Consider the following 14,862-nt stretch of genomic DNA (forward strand, 5'->3'; position numbering starts at 1 on the left):
TCTACGAACCGATCCGGGTGTCGGCCCCCGCCCCCACGGGCGCGGCCGGCACCCGGATCTCGTTGTTCCCGGAGTCCGGTGAGGCCGCGGCGGCCGAGGTCTTGACGTCGCCCGCCCGGACCGGCATCGTCACCGCCACCAGCACACCGAGCATCAGGCCCGCGGCGCAGATCGCCGCGATGCCGAGCGTCGTGGTGGTGCCGGAGAGCAGCAGCAGGGCCATGGTCGAGAGCACGACCGTGGCCGAACCGTAGGCGATGTGTGCGGCGTTCGGTCGCTGCATGGCGGATACCGTCCCTCGGGCGCGTGGCGATGGCGACTCTACGACGGTGGATGCCCGGGGGGAACCGGCGGTAAGCGTGACCTTACCCACGGCTCCGGTGCACGGGGGGCGCAGGGGCGCACGACCGCGTCGGTCGAGGCCCGGAAGTTCGTTCTCTGTTCGACTATCGGAAATCCACTCCTGCATAGTGCAGTTGGTCTGTCCAAGTCAAGATCTGTCTTTTCTGCTTCAACTCCGGTCGAATGTCGTCACTTGTGACGCGCGAACCCGCCGAGCGGACACCCCACCACCGGTCCGCGGCGAGGAGCGCCGGGGAGGACAGATCCAAGTGACCATCAGACGACGGGCCATCAGAGCGTCCGCGGTCGTCGTGGCGCTCGCGGCCACCGCCGCCACCGCTTCGACCTTCAGCACCGCGTGGGCGGACGACCACTCGGGCGCACCCGCGAGTGCGCCGCGGGCCGTGGACAAGCTCACGGTCGACCACGACCTCGAGGGACCGTTCAGCAAGCAGCAGGAGCAGCAGCGCAAGGCCGCCATCGAGCAGGTGCTCAGCGGCGAGACCAAGGTCGAGCGCCGCAACGGCTCCCAGGTCGTCAAGCTCGACAGCAAGAAGTACGTCGAGCTCGGCCGCGAGAAGACCGACAAGATCTTCACCATCCTCGTCGAGTTCGGCGACCAGGTCGACACCACGACCCTGGTCGACCGCAAGGACGACGACACCGACGAGCTGAAGCCGAAGTTCGGCGGCACGCCCGGCCCGCTGCACAACCAGATAGCCGAGCCGGACCGCTCGAAGGACAACTCGACGGCCTGGCAGGCGGACTACGACCAGCAGCACTTCCAGGACCTCTACTTCGGCACCGGCAAGGACGCCTTCGGCCGGCCGAAGCAGTCCCTGAAGACCTACTACGAGAAGACCTCCTCCGGCCGCTACTCGGTCGACGGCCAGGTCTCCGACTGGGTCAAGCTGCCGTACAACGAGGCCCGCTACGGCTCCAACTACTGCGGCCAGTCCAACTGCGCCAACGTGTGGGACACGGTCCGCGACGGCGTCACCGCCTGGGTCGCCGACCAGAAGGCCAAGGGCAAGTCGGACGCCGAGATCAAGTCCACGCTGGCCCAGTACGACCTGTGGGACCGCTACGACTTCGACGCCGACGGCAACTTCAACGAGCCCGACGGCTACATCGACCACTTCCAGCTCGTGCACGCGGGCGAGGACGAGTCGGCCGGCGGCGGCGCCCAGGGCGGCGACGCCCTGTGGGCCCACCGCTGGTACGCGTACGGCACCAACGCCGGCAAGACCGGCCCCGCGAACAACAAGGCCGGCGGCACCCAGATCGGCGACACCGGCATCTGGGTCGGCGACTACACCGTGCAGCCGGAGAACGGCGGCCTCGGCGTCTTCGCGCACGAGTACGGCCACGACCTCGGTCTGCCGGACCACTACGACACCGCCGGCGGCGAGAACTCGACCGGTTTCTGGACGCTGATGTCGTCCGGCTCCTGGCTGGGCACCGGCAAGGACGCCATCGGCGACCTGCCCGGCGACATGACCGCCTGGGACAAGCTCCAGCTCGGCTGGCTCAACTACGCCAAGGTCAACGACTGGCAGCGCGGGACGAAGACCACCCACAAGCTGGGCGTGTCGGAGTACAACACCGACAACCCGCAGGCGCTCCTCGTCGAGCTGCCGAAGAAGGCCGTCACCACCGACGTCGTGGCCCCCGCCGAGGGTGCCACCCAGTGGTGGAGCGACATGGGTGACGACCTCAAGAACACCCTGACCCGCTCCGTCGACCTGACCGGCAAGAGCTCGGCCTCCCTGGAGCTCCAGGGCTGGTACGACATCGAGCTGGACTACGACTACCTCTACACCGAGGTGTCGACGGACGGCGGCGCCAACTGGACGGCCGTGGACGGCACCGCCAACGGCAAGCCGCTCCCGCGCGACGCGTCCGGCGCCCCGGCGCTGACCGACGTCTCCGGCGCGTACCAGAAGCTGGTCTACGACCTGAACGCCTACGCGGGCAAGAAGTTCGACCTCCGCTTCCGCTACCAGACGGACGGCGGCGCGGGCGGCAAGGGCTTCGCGGCCGACGCCATCACGCTGACCGCCGACGGTGCCGCGGTGTTCTCGGACAACGCCGAGAACGGTGCCAACGGCTGGACCGCCAAGGGCTTCCAGCGCATCGGCAAGGGCTTCACGAAGGAGTACGAGCAGTACTACATCGCGGAGAACCGCCAGTACGTGTCGTACGACAAGACCCTCAAGGTCGGCCCGTACAACTTCGGCTTCGCCGGTGACAAGGCGAGCTGGGTCGAGCACTACCCGTACCAGAACGGTCTGCTGATCTGGAAGTGGGACCTGTCCCAGAAGGACAACAACACCTCCCAGCACCCGGGCGCCGGCCTCCTCCTCCCGGTGGACGCCCACCCGAGCCCGCTGAAGTGGCGTGACGGCACCCTGATGCGCAACCGCGTCCAGGCGTACGACTCGCCCTTCGGCCTCACCCGCACGGACGGCTTCCAGCTGCACAAGGCGGGCGAGCCGACCTGGGTCCCGTCGCAGGCCGGAAACCCGGTCTTCGACGACCGCAAGGGTGTCTACTGGTTCGCCGAGACCCCGCGCGCGGGTGTCCAGGTAACTGACACCAACACCAAGATCCAGGTCGTCAAGGAAGCCAAGGACGGCTCGACGGTCACGGTCCAGGTGGGTCCGTCGACGAAGTAACGACGAGATATTTCGTATCGTCGCAGGTCAGAACATGATCGGCCGTCGCCCCCTAGCGGGCGGCGGCCGATCGTGTTTAGGTGCGTCTTACGGCCTCGGCCGCCCGACCTTATTGACAGTCGTTCCACGGGGGAGTGGTTCCGCATGCCCAACGGAGGGTTCTGCAGACTGCCGGGAGGCAGTGTCGTCGTCGCCATAGGACTGCCCAGCCCGGCCGGCGACGGGGCCACCGTCCGCTTCCTGGTGCACGCCGCGAACCGTGCCCGCGCCCTGACCCGGCTGCGGAACCTCGGGCTGCGGGCGGTCTACCTCCGCGGCAACACCGAGCCGCCCACCCCGGACGAGATCACGGCCGTCCTGCACCACCCGGACGGCCTGCTGTGGCGCTCCACCCCGGGCCACGCCCAGGAGCTGTGGCACCCGATACGGTCGCTGCCGAAGGCCGTCTGAGGGCTGCGGAGGCCCGCCGGGGCCCGGGCCGCCCCTCGGCCCGCCCGGCCGGCCCGGTCAGCCCGCCACGACCGGCTTCCCGGTCAGCTCCACGCCCGCCGCGCGCAGCTCCTCCAGGGCCCGGTCGGTGGTCTCCTTCGCCACCCCGGCCGTCAGGTCGAGCAGCACATGGGTGCGAAAGCCCTCGCGGGCCGCGTCCAGGGCGGTCGCCCGCACACAGTGGTCGGTGGCGATGCCGACCACGTCCACCTCGGTGACCTTGCGGGACCGCAGCCAGTCGGCCAGCGTGCTGCCGTTCTCGTCGCGCCCCTCGAAGCCGCTGTACGCCGCCTCGTAGGCGCCCTTGTCGAAGACGGCGTCGACGGCGCCGCTGGCGACGGCCGGCGCGAAGTTCGGGTGGAAGCCGACGCCCTCGGTGCCCGCCACGCAGTGCCGCGGCCAGGAGGACACGTAGTCCGGCCGGTCCGAGAAGTGGTCGCCCGGGTCGACGTGGTGGTCGCGGGTGGCGATCACGTGCTGGTAGGCGGCGCCGCCGGCGGCCCCGACCAGATCGGTGATGGCGGCGGCGACATCGGCGCCCCCCGCCACCGCGAGGCTGCCGCCCTCGCAGAAGTCGTTCTGTACGTCCACAACGATCAGTGCGCGGTGCATGGCGGGTGTCCTTCGCGAGCGGGCGGTCGGGTCGGGTCGGTTCCGAGCCTAGAGACTTCCCCCTCCCCGGGGGAGGGGGCGCTCTGGGGCGTTGCGCGTACTGCGTCAGACGTATTCCGTCGGCAGCACCGGCTCGCCCCGCGACAGCTGCATCGCCGACATCGGCAGCGCGGCGCGGGCCGCGATGTGCCGGGTCCTGGCCGCCTCCAGGGGCTCGCGGGCGACCACCTCGCCGCCCTTGACCAGCTCCACGAGGAGCCGGCGGTCGACGAGCTCGGCCGGTACGGGCCCGGTGCCGACGACCTCGGCCTCGGCCACTCCGTCGGCGTCCACCCGGCGGGCGGCCCACTTGCGCCCGCCGACGGAGGCCTTGCCGCCCACCGACTTCTTCGCCACCGGCACGAGCGGCGCCTTCGGATCGGCCGAGGAGGCCCGGGCGACCAGCTTGTAGACCATCGAACAGGTCGGGTGGCCGCTGCCGGTGACCAGCTGGGTGCCCACCCCGTACGCGTCGACCGGCGCCGCCGCGAGGGAGGCGATGGCGTACTCGTCGAGGTCGGAGGTCACCACGATCCTGGTGTCCCGGGCGCCCAGCTCGTCGAGCTGCTGCCGCACCCGGTGGGCGACGAGCAGCAGGTCGCCGGAGTCGATCCGGACCGCCCCGAGCCCGGTGCCGGCCACCTCGACGGCGGTGCGGACGGCCTCGGCGACGTCGTAGGTGTCGACGAGCAGGGTGGTGCCGCTGCCCAGGGAGTCGACCTGGGCCCGGAAGGCGTCGCGCTCGGTGTCGTGCAGCAGGGTGAAGGCGTGGGCGGAGGTGCCGACGGTCGGGATGCCGTAGCGGAAGCCGGCCGCCAGGTCGGAGGTGGAGTCGAAGCCGCCCACGTACGCGGCCCGCGAGGAGGCGACGGCGGCGAGCTCATGGGTGCGCCGGGCGCCCATCTCGATCAGCCGCCGCCCGCCGGCCGCGGCCGACATCCGGGAGGCGGCCGCCGCGATGGCCGAGTCGTGGTTGAGGATCGACAGGATCACGGTCTCCAGGAGCACGCACTCGGCGAAGGAGCCCTCGACCCGCAGGATCGGCGAGCCGGGGAAGTACACCTCGCCCTCCGGGTAGCCCCAGACGTCGCCGGAGAAGCGGTAGCGCGCGAGCCACTCCAGGGTCGGCTCGTCGACGATGCCCCGCTCGCGCAGGAAGCCGAGCACGCCCGGGTCGAACCGGAAGTTCTCGACGGCGTCCAGGACCCGTCCGATGCCCGCCACCACGCCGTATCGCCGCCCCTCGGGCAGCCGGCGGGTGAAGACCTCGAAGACGGACCTGCGGTCCGCCGTACCGGCCCGGAGGGCCGCCTGGAGCATGGTCAGCTCGTACTGGTCGGTGAAGAGCGCCGTCGACGGAACGTCCACCGGCAGCCCAAGGTCCGCAGCGTTCATGGAGAGGATGCTAGCGCAGTATTCGTCACTCTGACGAATAGGGGCTGTGCGGGTGACCCCACGGGTGACCCGTTTGTGCGACCGGCCCGTGCGGGTGGCAGCATGGGGTAAGTGAGCGTTGCGCCTATCGAGATCGAACGGACCGAATCGGCCGAGGAGGTCTCCGCCGTCGTCGAACCCGACGTGCCCTGGGTGACCCTCGTGCACAACGACCCGGTCAACCTGATGAGCTATGTCACCTACGTCTTCCAGGCGTACTTCGGCTACTCCAAGGACAAGGCGCACAAGCTGATGCTCGACGTGCACAACAAGGGCCGCGCGGTGGTCTCCAGCGGCACCCGCGAGGAGATGGAACGGGACGTGCAGGCGATGCACGGCTACGGCCTGTGGGCGACCCTCTCGCAGGACCGCGGCTGATGGCGGGGCACTTCGAGGCGCTGCCCGGCGGCGGCGCGGCCGTCGCGCTCGACGAGGTCGAGATCTCCATCCTGCGTTCCCTCGCCGTGCAGCTCATGGAGCTGATCGGGCCCGGTGACGAGCCCGTCGAGGGCGAGGACCCGCTGGCCGCGCTCTTCGCCGAGGGGCCGAGCGAGCCGCCCTCCGACCCGGCGCTGCGCCGGCTGTTCCCCGACGCCTACGGGGACGACAGCGACGAGCTGCGGCAGGCGGCCGCCGACTTCCGCCGCTTCACCGAGAACGACCTGCGCGCCCGCAAGCGCGACGACGCGCTCGCCGTGGTCCGCACCCTCGACGGGCTCGCCTCCGCGGCGGCCGGCGAGGGCGGCGGGGTCCTCAAGCTCACCGCGGACGAGTCGCGGGCCTGGCTCGGCGCGCTCAACGACCTGCGGCTGACCATCGGCACCCGGCTCGAGGTCACGGACGACGACGAGAGCGAGCGGCTCTACCGGCTGCCCGACTCCGACCCGCGCAAGCCCATGGTGATGGCCTACCTCTGGCTCGGCGGGCTCCAGGAGTCGCTCGTCGAGACGCTGATGCCGTGACGACGCCGATGCCGTGACGACGCCGATGCCGTGACAAGGCGACCGTCCGACGTCGGGTCGCACGCGGGACGCACGTCCGATGCACGCGGGGCGTTCGCTCAGCGGACGCTCAAATCCGCATAACGAATGCGTCACCAAAGAGTCCACCTTTGCCGTGTTGAGTTCTCTTTGTCCGCCTTTTCGTGTGGCGTGGGCCACAAACGCCCCGGTCGATCACTGTGAACGCCGTGATAAATCTTCACGACCACCCGGGGACGCCACCCCTGTCCCCGGGGGCGCTTCGACCGGCTGACCGCCGGTGGCACTCCATCCATATCCGGGGGGATCAGGACCTGATCCGCAGCACACACGGCCCAGCGGCCGGCGCGCGGATCAGCATGGAGAAAGGCGCACCACCATGACCTCAGTGCAGGTCGACAAGCAGCACGACGGCACCGACGGGGCCGTGGAGGGCGGCGAGGGCTACCAGCGTGGCCTCGGCGCCCGGCAGATCCAGATGATCGCGATCGGCGGCGCCATCGGCACCGGCCTCTTCCTCGGCGCGGGCAAGGCCATCGCCAAGGCCGGGCCCAGCCTGATCCTCGCCTACGCCATCGCGGGCCTGGTCATCTTCTTCATCATGCGGGCCCTGGGCGAACTCCTCATGTACCGCCCGGTGTCCGGCTCCTTCTCGGAGTACGCACGCGAGTTCATCGGCCCCTTCGCGGGCTTCGTGACCGGCTGGACGTACTGGCTCTTCTGGGTCGTCACCGGCATCACCGAGGTCACCGCCGCGGCGACCTACATGACGTACTGGTGGAACATCCCGCAGTGGATCTCCGCCCTCGTCTTCACCGTGATCCTCTACGGCGCCAACCTGATCTCCGTGAAGCTCTTCGGCGAGCTGGAGTTCTGGTTCTCCATGGTCAAGGTCACCGCCATCATCGGCATGATCCTGATCTGCGCCGGCATCCTCACCGTCGGCTTCTCCGACGCCGCCGAGACCGCGACCGTCGCCAACCTCTGGAACGACCGCGGCTTCTTCCCGAACGGCATCGGCAACACGCTGATGACGCTCCAGATCGTGATGTTCGCCTTCCTCGCGGTCGAGCTGGTCGGCGTCACCGCCGGCGAGTCCAAGGACCCCAAGACCGTCCTGCCCAAGGCCATCAACACCGTGCCGTGGCGCATCGCCGTCTTCTACGTCGGCGCGCTGATCATGATCCTGTCGGTCGTGCCGTGGTCCGAGTTCAAGCCGGGCGTCTCCCCGTTCGTCGCGGCCTTCGAGAAGATGGGCCTCGGCGTCGGCGCCGCCATCGTCAACTTCGTCGTCCTGACCGCGGCCCTGTCCTCCTGCAACTCGGGCATGTACTCCACCGGCCGCATGCTGCGCGACCTCGCGCTCAACGGCCAGGGCCCGAAGGTCTTCACGCGGCTGACCAAGAACGGCACCCCGCTGCTCGGCCTGACCTTCTCCGCCGCCCTGATGCTCGTCGGCGTCTGGATCAACTACGTCGCCCCGGGCAAGGCCTTCGAGTACGTGGTCTCCTTCGCGACCATCTCCGGCATGTGGGCCTGGATCATGATCCTGGTCTGCCAGATCCGCTACCGCGCCAAGGCGAACCGCGGCGAGCTGCCCGAGTCCACCTTCAAGGCCCCGGGTGCCCCGTACACCAGCTGGTTCGCGCTCCTCTTCATCGGCATGGTGATCGTGATGATGGGCATCGACGAGGGCGCGCGCGTCTCGCTCTACTGCGCGCCGCTGTGGGGCCTGATCCTCGCGGTCTCCTACCTGGTGCTCAAGGCCCGCAACCCCGAGGGCGCCGCCTTCGCCAAGCGGTCGTAACACCTCCGACCTGCCTGATCTCAGCATGCGGGCCGCTTCGTACCACATCTCGGTACGGGGCGGCCCGTCTGCTTATCCTGTCGTCATGCTGACCATCACCCGGGCCCTGTACGACCAGATCGTGGAACACTCCCGCGCGGACCACCCCGACGAGGCCTGCGGCGTGGTCGCCGGTCCGGCCGGCAGCGGCCGCCCCGAGCGCTTCATCCCGATGCTGAACGCGGCGCGCTCGCCCACGTTCTACGAGTTCGACTCCGGCGACCTGCTCAAGCTCTACCGCGAGATGGACGACCGGGACGAGGAGCCCGTGATCATCTACCACTCGCACACGGCGACCGAGGCCTACCCGTCCCGCACGGACATCTCCTACGCCAACGAGCCGCAGGCCCACTACGTCCTCGTCTCCACCGCCGACACCGACGGCGCCGGACCCTTCCAGTTCCGCTCGTACACGATCGTCGACGGCGTCGTGGAGGAGGAAGAGGTCAAGATCGTCGAGGCCTACGAGTGAGCGCCTCCGGGTGAGCGACCCGTTCGACCGAACGGCCGGACGCGCATGCGACACTGAGCGCGACCAACGGGCGGCAGGACCCAGGAAGCCGGTGCGATTCCGGCGCGGTCCCGCCACTGTGACCGCCCCCTCGGGGCGCGAGCCAGGAACTGACCTGCCGCCTCTCACCACCGATCGGGGACGTGGAAATCCCCGTCAGGAGGCATCGCCATGTCCTGGCGCCGTACGGTGCTGCCCGCCGCCGCACTGATCCCGCTGCTCGCCGCCTGCTCCACGCCGGCTCCCGCGCCCGCCGCGAAGGCCGCCCCCGGCTTCCCGTACACCGTCACCAACTGCGGGACGACGACGACCTATCAGGCCCCGCCGAAGCGCGCGGTGACCATGAACCAGCACGTCACCGAGATCATGCTCGCCCTCGGCCTGGAGAAGTCGCTGGCCGGCACCGCGTACCTGGACGACGCGGTCCTGCCCGCCTACAAGAAGGCGTACGACTCCGTCCCCGTCCTGGCGAAGGAGTACCCCTCCAAGGAGGCCCTGCTCGCCGCCGGTCCCGACTTCGTCTACGGCGGCTACTCCTCCGCCTTCGACGCCAAGGCCGGCCGCAGCCGCGAGGACCTGAAGCGCTCCGGCATCGCCACCCGCCTCAACACCGAGTACTGCCCCTCCGGCGCTCCCTCCTTCGACGACCTCCACCGCGAGGTGACCGAGGTCGGCCGCACCTTCGGCGTCCCCGACCGGGCCGAACGCTGGAACCGCGAGGCCCGCGCCACCGTCGCCGCCACCGAGAAGCGGCTGGGGGGCACCGCCCCCGTCTCCGTCTTCGTCTACGACAGCGGCGACAAGACCGCGTTCACGGCCGGCGGCAAGGGCATCGGCAACGAGCTGATCACCCGCGCCGGCGGCCGCAACGTCTTCGCCGACCTCGACAAGGCCTTCGGCGACGCCACCTGGGAGCAGGTCGTCGCCCGCAAGCCCGACGTCATCCTCATCTACGACTACGGCGCCACCACCGTCGAGCAGAAGAAGCGCCGCATCCTCGACGACCCGGCCCTGCGCGAGGTCCCGGCCGTGAAGAACCGCCGCTTCGCCGTCCTGCCGCTGTCCGACACCGTCCTCGGCGTCCGGGTCCCCGCCGCCGTCGACAAGCTGGCCGCCCAGCTGCACCCGGCCACCGCCCCCGCCCCGTGAAGCGCGCCGCCACGGGACGCGTCCGCTACCCGGCCGTCGTCGCCGGGCTGCTCGTGGCGCTCGGCGCGGCCGTCCTGGCCTCGCTGGCGCTGGGTTCCGTCCGCATCCCGCCCGGCCAGGTGCTCGACGCGCTGACCGGGCGGGCCGGGCCCTCCCCGTACCGGACGATCGTGCTCGACGTCCGGCTGCCCCGGGTGCTGCTCGGCGCGGTCGTCGGCGCCGGCCTCGCCGTCGTCGGCGCCGTCCTCCAGGCCCTGGTCCGCAACCGGCTCGCCGACCCCTTCCTGCTCGGGATCTCCTCCGGCGCCTCCGCCGGCGCGGTCCTCGTGATCGTCGTGGGCGTCGGCGGCGGCATCACCACCACCGTCGCCCTGCCCGCCGGTGCCTTCGCCGGCGCGCTGCTCGCCCTCGTCCTCGTCTACGCCCTCGCCCGCCGCGGCGGCACCATGACCGGCGCCCGCCTGGTCCTCGCCGGAGTGGCCGTCTCCTACATCCTGACCGCCCTCACCACCCTGCTCCTGGTCGTCGCCGGCCGGCCCGAGCATTTCCAGGAGGCGCTGTTCTGGTCCCTCGGCGGCCTCGGCGGCGCCCGCTGGGACGGCCTCCTGCTGCCCGCCGCCGTCCTCGTCGCCGGCACCGCCGCCCTGATGGCCCTCGCCCGGCCGCTCGACCTGCTGCTCGTCGGCGAGGAGGGCTCGGTCGCCCTCGGTCTCGACCCGGCCCGCTTCCGCGCCGCCGTCTTCGTGCTGGCCTCCCTGGTCACCGCCGTCCTGGTCGCGGCCAGCGGAGCCGTCGGCTTCGTCGGCCTGATGGTCCCGCACGCCGCCCGGATGGCCGTCGGCGCCCCGCACCGCCGGCTCCTCCCGGTCGCCGCCCTCGGCGGCGCCGTCGCCCTGGTCCTGGCCGACCTCGCCGCCCGCACCGTCGCCGCCCCCCAGGACATCCCCGTCGGCGTCCTCACCGCCCTGACCGGAGGCCCCTTCTTCCTCTGGCTGATGCGCCGCCGCCCGGAAGGAGCGACCGCGTGAACCGCCGTACGCCCGAACTGCGGGTCCAAGGTCTCGGGTACGAGGACCGGCTGCACGACGTCGACCTCGTCGTCCGGCCCGGCGAGACCGTCGGCCTCGTCGGCCCCAACGGCAGCGGCAAGACCACCCTCCTTCGCTGCGTCTACGGCACCCTCGCCCCCACCACCGGCCGCGTCCTGCTCGACGGCGACGACCTCCACGCGATCGGAGCCCGGGCGCGGGCCCGCCGGGTGGCGACCGTGCCGCAGGAGAGTGCCGCCGAGTTCGAGCTGACCGTCCGCGAACTCGTCGCCCTCGGCCGCTTCCCGCACAAACGCTTCTGGGAGGGCGACACCGCGGGGGACCGGGACCGCACCGACGAGGCCCTCGCCCGCGTCGGCATCGCCGACCTCGCCGACCGCCCCTACCCCGAGCTCTCCGGCGGCGAACGCCAGCGCGCCCTGGTCGCCCGAGCCCTCGTCCAGGACCCGGCGCTGCTGGTCCTCGACGAGCCCACCAACCACCTGGACATCCGCTACCAGCTGGAAGTCCTCTCCCTCGTCCGCGACTTGGGCACCACCAACCTCCTCGCCCTGCACGACCTCACCCTCGCCGGAGCCCACTGCGACCGCCTCTACGTCCTGAAGCGGGGCCGCGTGGTCGCCGAGGGGCCGCCCGCCGAGGTGCTCACCCCGGCCCTGCTCGCCGGCGTCTACGGGGTGGAAGCCGAGGTCATCCCGCATCCGCGCACCGGCACCCCGCTCGTCGTCTACCTGCCCCGTCCGCGCCTTGAGCACGATCTGTCCGCCATGTGAGATCACATTCCGGAACCCGGACCGGGAATCGATACGATGACCGCATGGTTTCCCACGACGTGAGCGAAGAGACGCCGGGCACACCCCTGCTCGTCGCGCGGCTGCACGTCGACCTGTGCCGCCTCGCCAGCGCGATGTGTCCGCCGCGCGCCGCGCTCTGAACGACCGGCTCGAGCGCACCTCCAGCACGACCCCCCTTCGCGCGGGGGCCCCAGCCGCGCGCCCACCACGTCACTCCGCCCTTCCGACAGGAGCCCACGTCATGGCCATCGAGGTCCGCATCCCGACCATCCTCCGCACCTACACCGACGGCGCCAAGGCCGTCGAGGGCAGCGGTGAGACCCTCGCCGAGCTCTTCGCCGACCTGGAGTCCCGCCACACCGGGATCGAGGCCCGCATCGTCGACGGCGACAAGCTCCGCCGCTTCGTCAACGTCTACCTGAACGACGAGGACGTCCGCTTCCTCGACGGCATCGACACCAAGCTCACCGACGGCGACAACGTCACGATCCTGCCGGCCGTGGCCGGCGGCATGGTCTGATCCACATGCGCTACGACTCCCCGCTGGCGGCGGTCGGCAACACGCCCCTGGTCCGGCTGCCGCGGCTCTCCCCCTCGGACGACGTCCGCATCTGGGCCAAGCTGGAGGACCGCAACCCCACCGGCTCGGTCAAGGACCGCCCCGCGCTCCACATGATCGAGCAGGCCGAGAAGGACGGCCGGCTCACTCCCGGCTGCACCATCCTGGAGCCCACCAGCGGCAACACCGGCATCTCCCTCGCCATGGCGGCCAGGCTCAAGGGCTACCGCATCGTCTGCGTCATGCCGGAGAACACCAGCGAGGAGCGCCGCCAGCTGCTCACCATGTGGGGCGCCGAGATCATCTCGTCCCCCGCCGCGGGCGGCTCCAACACCGCCGTACGGGTCGCCAAGGAGCTCGCCGGCCAGCACCCGGACTGGGTGATGCTCTACCAGTACGGCAACCCCGACAACGCGGGCGCCCACTACGCCACCACCGGCCCCGAGATCCTCGCCGACCTGCCCTCGATCACCCACTTCGTCGCCGGCCTCGGCACCACCGGCACCCTCATGGGCGTCGGCCGCTACCTGCGCGAGCACAAGCCCGACGTCAAGATCGTCGCGGCCGAGCCCCGCTACGACGACCTGGTCTACGGCCTGCGCAACCTCGACGAGGGCTTCGTCCCCGAGCTGTACGACGCCTCCGTCCTCACCACCCGCTTCTCCGTCGGCTCCGCCGACGCCGTCACCCGCACCCGCGAACTCCTCCAGCAGGAGGGCATCTTCGCGGGCGTCTCGACCGGCGCGGCACTGCACGCCGCCATCGGCGTCGGCAAGAAGGCCCTCAAGGCGGGCGAGAGCGCCGACATCGTCTTCCTCGTCGCCGACGGCGGCTGGAAGTACCTGTCGACCGGCCTCTACACCGCGGCCACCACGGAAGAGGCCATCGCGACGGTGCAGGACCAGCTCTGGGCCTGAGCCCGCGGCTCGCAGGCGGCTGATCAGCGCGCCAGATGGCGGACCTGGTCCCACACCACCGGGTCCGCCGTCCCCACCCTCCGGCGGAACTCCCACACCGGCACGTCCCGCAGCTCGTCCGTCTCCAGGAAGCTCGGACGGCCCTGGGCGTCGCCCACCGCGCCCGGCGGCAGCGCGATCACACCCGGCCGCTCGTCGTGGTACTTGCTGGTGATCTTGGCGACCAGCGCACAGTCCCCGCGCAGGGCCAGGACCAGGCACGGCCGGTCCTTGGAGCCCGGACCGTCCTCGTACGGCACGTCCGCCCACCAGATCTCACCCGCCTGCGGCAGCCGCTCCGGCATGCGGCCCGGCACCCGACCGCGCGGAGCCGGGCGCCCCGGCGGGCGACCCGGGGGCCGGGTCCGTCCCGTGGGGCGGCGCCCCGAGCGGCGCCACCCGTCGGCGACCGCCACCACCAGGGCGAGCACCACCACCGCGACCAGCGCGGGCCACCATGACGTGTCCATACCTCAAGACCGTACCGTCGCGCGCGTCACTTGGCCGGGAGGCCCCGCCATCCATCCGAACCGGTGACAGAGCCCGTGAGTTCGCCCACAACGTGCCGCCACGGAGGAGCGACAGGCGGCCACGCACCGTACGCTCGACAGACCGCACGACCTCCCCTCTCAGCGCGCTTTCCGCACCCGTCCACGGAGGTTCACGCTCCATGAAGCTCACCGTCGTCGGCTGCTCCGGGTCGTTCCCGTCCGCGGAATCGGCCTGTTCGAGCTACCTCGTAGAGGCCGACGGCTTCCGGCTGCTCCTCGACATGGGCAACGGCGCCCTCGGCGAGCTGCAGCGCCACATCGGTCTGTACGACCTCGACGCGATCTTCCTCAGCCATCTGCACGCCGACCACTGCATCGACATGTGCGGCTATTTCGTCGCCCGCTACTACCGCCACGAGGGCGGCCGCTGCGACGCGATCCCGGTCTTCGCCCCGGAGGGCGCGGAACAGCGGCTGACCACGGCCTACGCGGACACGCCGTCGCCGTCGGCGATGGGCGAGGTCTTCGGCTTCCAGACGCTGAAGTCCGGCACCTTCGAGGTGGGCCCGTTCACCGTCCGTACGGAGAAGGTGTGCCACCCCGTCGAGGCGTACGGCATCCGCATCGAGCACGCCGGCCGCACGCTCACCTACTCGGGTGACACGGGCGTCTGCGACAACCTGGACGCGCTGGCGGAGGGCGCCGACCTGTTCCTGTGCGAGGCGTCCTTCACCCACGGCAAGGAGGACATCCCCGCCCTCCACCTCAACGGCCGCGAGGCCGGCGCCCACGCGGCCCGCGCCGGGGTGGGCCGTCTCGTGCTGACCCACATCCCGCCGTGGACGGACGGCGAGCGGAACCTGGCGGACGCCCGCGAGGTGTTCGACGGCCCGGCGGAGCTGGCGTACGCGGGCGCGGTCTACGAGATCTGAC

General features: G+C 71.1%; 17 protein-coding genes and 1 riboswitch. Of the genes, 13 read left to right on the plus strand and 4 right to left on the minus strand.

What is annotated here, in order from left to right; all coding sequences use genetic code 11:
* Position 1 precedes the first annotated feature (1 nt).
* Positions 2 to 283 (minus strand): hypothetical protein, encoded by a 282-nt coding sequence (locus ACFY7C_RS09315; protein ID WP_389646337.1) that lies wholly within the window; start codon positions 281 to 283, stop codon positions 2 to 4.
* 328 nt (positions 284 to 611) lie between these two features.
* On the opposite strand from ACFY7C_RS09315, the gene ACFY7C_RS09320 reads away from it, so the two are divergent.
* The gene (locus ACFY7C_RS09320) at positions 612 to 3,020 is read left to right on the plus strand and encodes an immune inhibitor A domain-containing protein (protein ID WP_389646339.1); all 2,409 of its coding nucleotides are present in this window, start codon (positions 612 to 614) and stop codon (positions 3,018 to 3,020) included.
* Positions 3,021 to 3,164: 144 nt separating this feature from the next.
* On the plus strand, positions 3,165 to 3,470 hold the full coding sequence (locus ACFY7C_RS09325) for a hypothetical protein (RefSeq protein ID WP_389646342.1): 306 nt from the start codon (positions 3,165 to 3,167) through the stop codon (positions 3,468 to 3,470).
* A 57-nt stretch (positions 3,471 to 3,527) separates the two neighbouring features.
* Here ACFY7C_RS09325 and ACFY7C_RS09330 read toward each other — a convergent pair whose 3' ends face one another.
* Both ACFY7C_RS09330 and ACFY7C_RS09335 read right to left on the minus strand, forming a co-directional pair.
* Positions 3,528 to 4,121, minus strand: coding sequence for an isochorismatase family protein (locus tag ACFY7C_RS09330; protein WP_389646344.1), 594 nt, complete (start codon positions 4,119 to 4,121; stop codon positions 3,528 to 3,530).
* A gap of 105 nt (positions 4,122 to 4,226) precedes the next feature.
* Positions 4,227 to 5,555 carry a nicotinate phosphoribosyltransferase gene (locus ACFY7C_RS09335; protein WP_389646347.1) on the minus strand — a complete coding sequence of 443 codons (1,329 nt, stop codon included), beginning with the start codon at positions 5,553 to 5,555 and terminating at the stop codon, positions 4,227 to 4,229.
* A 111-nt stretch (positions 5,556 to 5,666) separates the two neighbouring features.
* On the opposite strand from ACFY7C_RS09335, the gene clpS reads away from it, so the two are divergent.
* From clpS to ACFY7C_RS09385, 10 genes are all read left to right on the plus strand, one after another.
* Positions 5,667 to 5,972: an ATP-dependent Clp protease adapter ClpS gene (gene clpS, locus ACFY7C_RS09340; protein ID WP_352080754.1), complete on the plus strand. Its 306-nt coding sequence runs from the start codon at positions 5,667 to 5,669 to the stop codon at positions 5,970 to 5,972.
* A complete protein-coding gene (locus tag ACFY7C_RS09345; RefSeq protein ID WP_389646350.1) occupies positions 5,972 to 6,556 on the plus strand; it encodes a DUF2017 domain-containing protein in 585 nt (194 codons plus the stop codon). The genes clpS and ACFY7C_RS09345 overlap by 1 nt, the downstream gene beginning before the upstream one ends.
* 397 nt (positions 6,557 to 6,953) lie before the next feature.
* Entirely contained in the window at positions 6,954 to 8,381 is a 1,428-nt protein-coding gene (locus tag ACFY7C_RS09350) for an amino acid permease (protein ID WP_389646353.1), read from the plus strand.
* Between the two features lie 85 nt (positions 8,382 to 8,466).
* Positions 8,467 to 8,892: a Mov34/MPN/PAD-1 family protein gene (locus ACFY7C_RS09355; RefSeq protein WP_389646356.1), complete on the plus strand. Its 426-nt coding sequence runs from the start codon at positions 8,467 to 8,469 to the stop codon at positions 8,890 to 8,892.
* Positions 8,893 to 8,973: 81 nt separating this feature from the next.
* Positions 8,974 to 9,044: riboswitch (cobalamin riboswitch) on the plus strand.
* Positions 9,045 to 9,102: 58 nt separating this feature from the next.
* A complete protein-coding gene (locus ACFY7C_RS09360) occupies positions 9,103 to 10,080 on the plus strand; it encodes an ABC transporter substrate-binding protein (protein WP_389646359.1) in 978 nt (325 codons plus the stop codon).
* Positions 10,077 to 11,108, plus strand: coding sequence for a FecCD family ABC transporter permease (locus tag ACFY7C_RS09365; protein ID WP_389646362.1), 1,032 nt, complete (start codon positions 10,077 to 10,079; stop codon positions 11,106 to 11,108). The genes ACFY7C_RS09360 and ACFY7C_RS09365 overlap by 4 nt, the downstream gene beginning before the upstream one ends.
* The gene (locus tag ACFY7C_RS09370; protein WP_389646365.1) at positions 11,105 to 11,902 is read left to right on the plus strand and encodes an ABC transporter ATP-binding protein; all 798 of its coding nucleotides are present in this window, start codon (positions 11,105 to 11,107) and stop codon (positions 11,900 to 11,902) included. Before ACFY7C_RS09365 ends, ACFY7C_RS09370 begins: the two co-directional genes overlap by 4 nt.
* Positions 11,903 to 11,946: 44 nt before the next feature.
* A complete protein-coding gene (locus ACFY7C_RS09375) occupies positions 11,947 to 12,063 on the plus strand; it encodes a putative leader peptide (RefSeq protein WP_365756632.1) in 117 nt (38 codons plus the stop codon).
* Between the two features lie 101 nt (positions 12,064 to 12,164).
* Positions 12,165 to 12,443 (plus strand): MoaD/ThiS family protein, encoded by a 279-nt coding sequence (locus ACFY7C_RS09380; protein WP_352080747.1) that lies wholly within the window; start codon positions 12,165 to 12,167, stop codon positions 12,441 to 12,443.
* A gap of 5 nt (positions 12,444 to 12,448) precedes the next feature.
* A complete protein-coding gene (locus tag ACFY7C_RS09385) occupies positions 12,449 to 13,399 on the plus strand; it encodes a PLP-dependent cysteine synthase family protein (protein ID WP_389646369.1) in 951 nt (316 codons plus the stop codon).
* Between the two features lie 23 nt (positions 13,400 to 13,422).
* On the opposite strand, the gene ACFY7C_RS09390 is transcribed toward ACFY7C_RS09385, so the two are convergent.
* The gene (locus ACFY7C_RS09390) at positions 13,423 to 13,908 is read right to left on the minus strand and encodes a type II toxin-antitoxin system PemK/MazF family toxin (protein WP_389646372.1); all 486 of its coding nucleotides are present in this window, start codon (positions 13,906 to 13,908) and stop codon (positions 13,423 to 13,425) included.
* A 200-nt stretch (positions 13,909 to 14,108) separates the two neighbouring features.
* Here ACFY7C_RS09390 and ACFY7C_RS09395 point away from each other — a divergent pair, with 200 nt between their 5' ends.
* On the plus strand, positions 14,109 to 14,861 hold the full coding sequence (locus ACFY7C_RS09395) for an MBL fold metallo-hydrolase (protein WP_389646375.1): 753 nt from the start codon (positions 14,109 to 14,111) through the stop codon (positions 14,859 to 14,861).
* The last annotated feature ends 1 nt before the right edge of the window (position 14,862 follow it).

The sequence above is a fragment of the Streptomyces sp. NPDC012769 genome, assembly GCF_042901205.1.
GTDB lineage: Bacteria > Actinomycetota > Actinomycetes > Streptomycetales > Streptomycetaceae > Streptomyces.

Excerpts from the sequence above, each read along its gene's own strand:
- ACFY7C_RS09315 (WP_389646337.1), bottom strand. The coding sequence starts at position 283 with ATGCAGCGACCGAACGCCGCACACATCGCCTACGGTTCGGCCACGGTC.
- ACFY7C_RS09325 (WP_389646342.1), top strand. The coding sequence starts at position 3,165 with ATGCCCAACGGAGGGTTCTGCAGACTGCCGGGAGGCAGTGTCGTCGTC.
- ACFY7C_RS09330 (WP_389646344.1), bottom strand. The coding sequence starts at position 4,121 with ATGCACCGCGCACTGATCGTTGTGGACGTACAGAACGACTTCTGCGAG.
- ACFY7C_RS09335 (WP_389646347.1), bottom strand. The coding sequence starts at position 5,555 with ATGAACGCTGCGGACCTTGGGCTGCCGGTGGACGTTCCGTCGACGGCG.
- ACFY7C_RS09345 (WP_389646350.1), top strand. The coding sequence starts at position 5,972 with ATGGCGGGGCACTTCGAGGCGCTGCCCGGCGGCGGCGCGGCCGTCGCG.
- ACFY7C_RS09350 (WP_389646353.1), top strand. The coding sequence starts at position 6,954 with ATGACCTCAGTGCAGGTCGACAAGCAGCACGACGGCACCGACGGGGCC.
- ACFY7C_RS09355 (WP_389646356.1), top strand. The coding sequence starts at position 8,467 with ATGCTGACCATCACCCGGGCCCTGTACGACCAGATCGTGGAACACTCC.
- ACFY7C_RS09360 (WP_389646359.1), top strand. The coding sequence starts at position 9,103 with ATGTCCTGGCGCCGTACGGTGCTGCCCGCCGCCGCACTGATCCCGCTG.
- ACFY7C_RS09375 (WP_365756632.1), top strand. The coding sequence starts at position 11,947 with ATGGTTTCCCACGACGTGAGCGAAGAGACGCCGGGCACACCCCTGCTC.
- ACFY7C_RS09380 (WP_352080747.1), top strand. The coding sequence starts at position 12,165 with ATGGCCATCGAGGTCCGCATCCCGACCATCCTCCGCACCTACACCGAC.
- ACFY7C_RS09385 (WP_389646369.1), top strand. The coding sequence starts at position 12,449 with ATGCGCTACGACTCCCCGCTGGCGGCGGTCGGCAACACGCCCCTGGTC.
- ACFY7C_RS09390 (WP_389646372.1), bottom strand. The coding sequence starts at position 13,908 with ATGGACACGTCATGGTGGCCCGCGCTGGTCGCGGTGGTGGTGCTCGCC.
- ACFY7C_RS09395 (WP_389646375.1), top strand. The coding sequence starts at position 14,109 with ATGAAGCTCACCGTCGTCGGCTGCTCCGGGTCGTTCCCGTCCGCGGAA.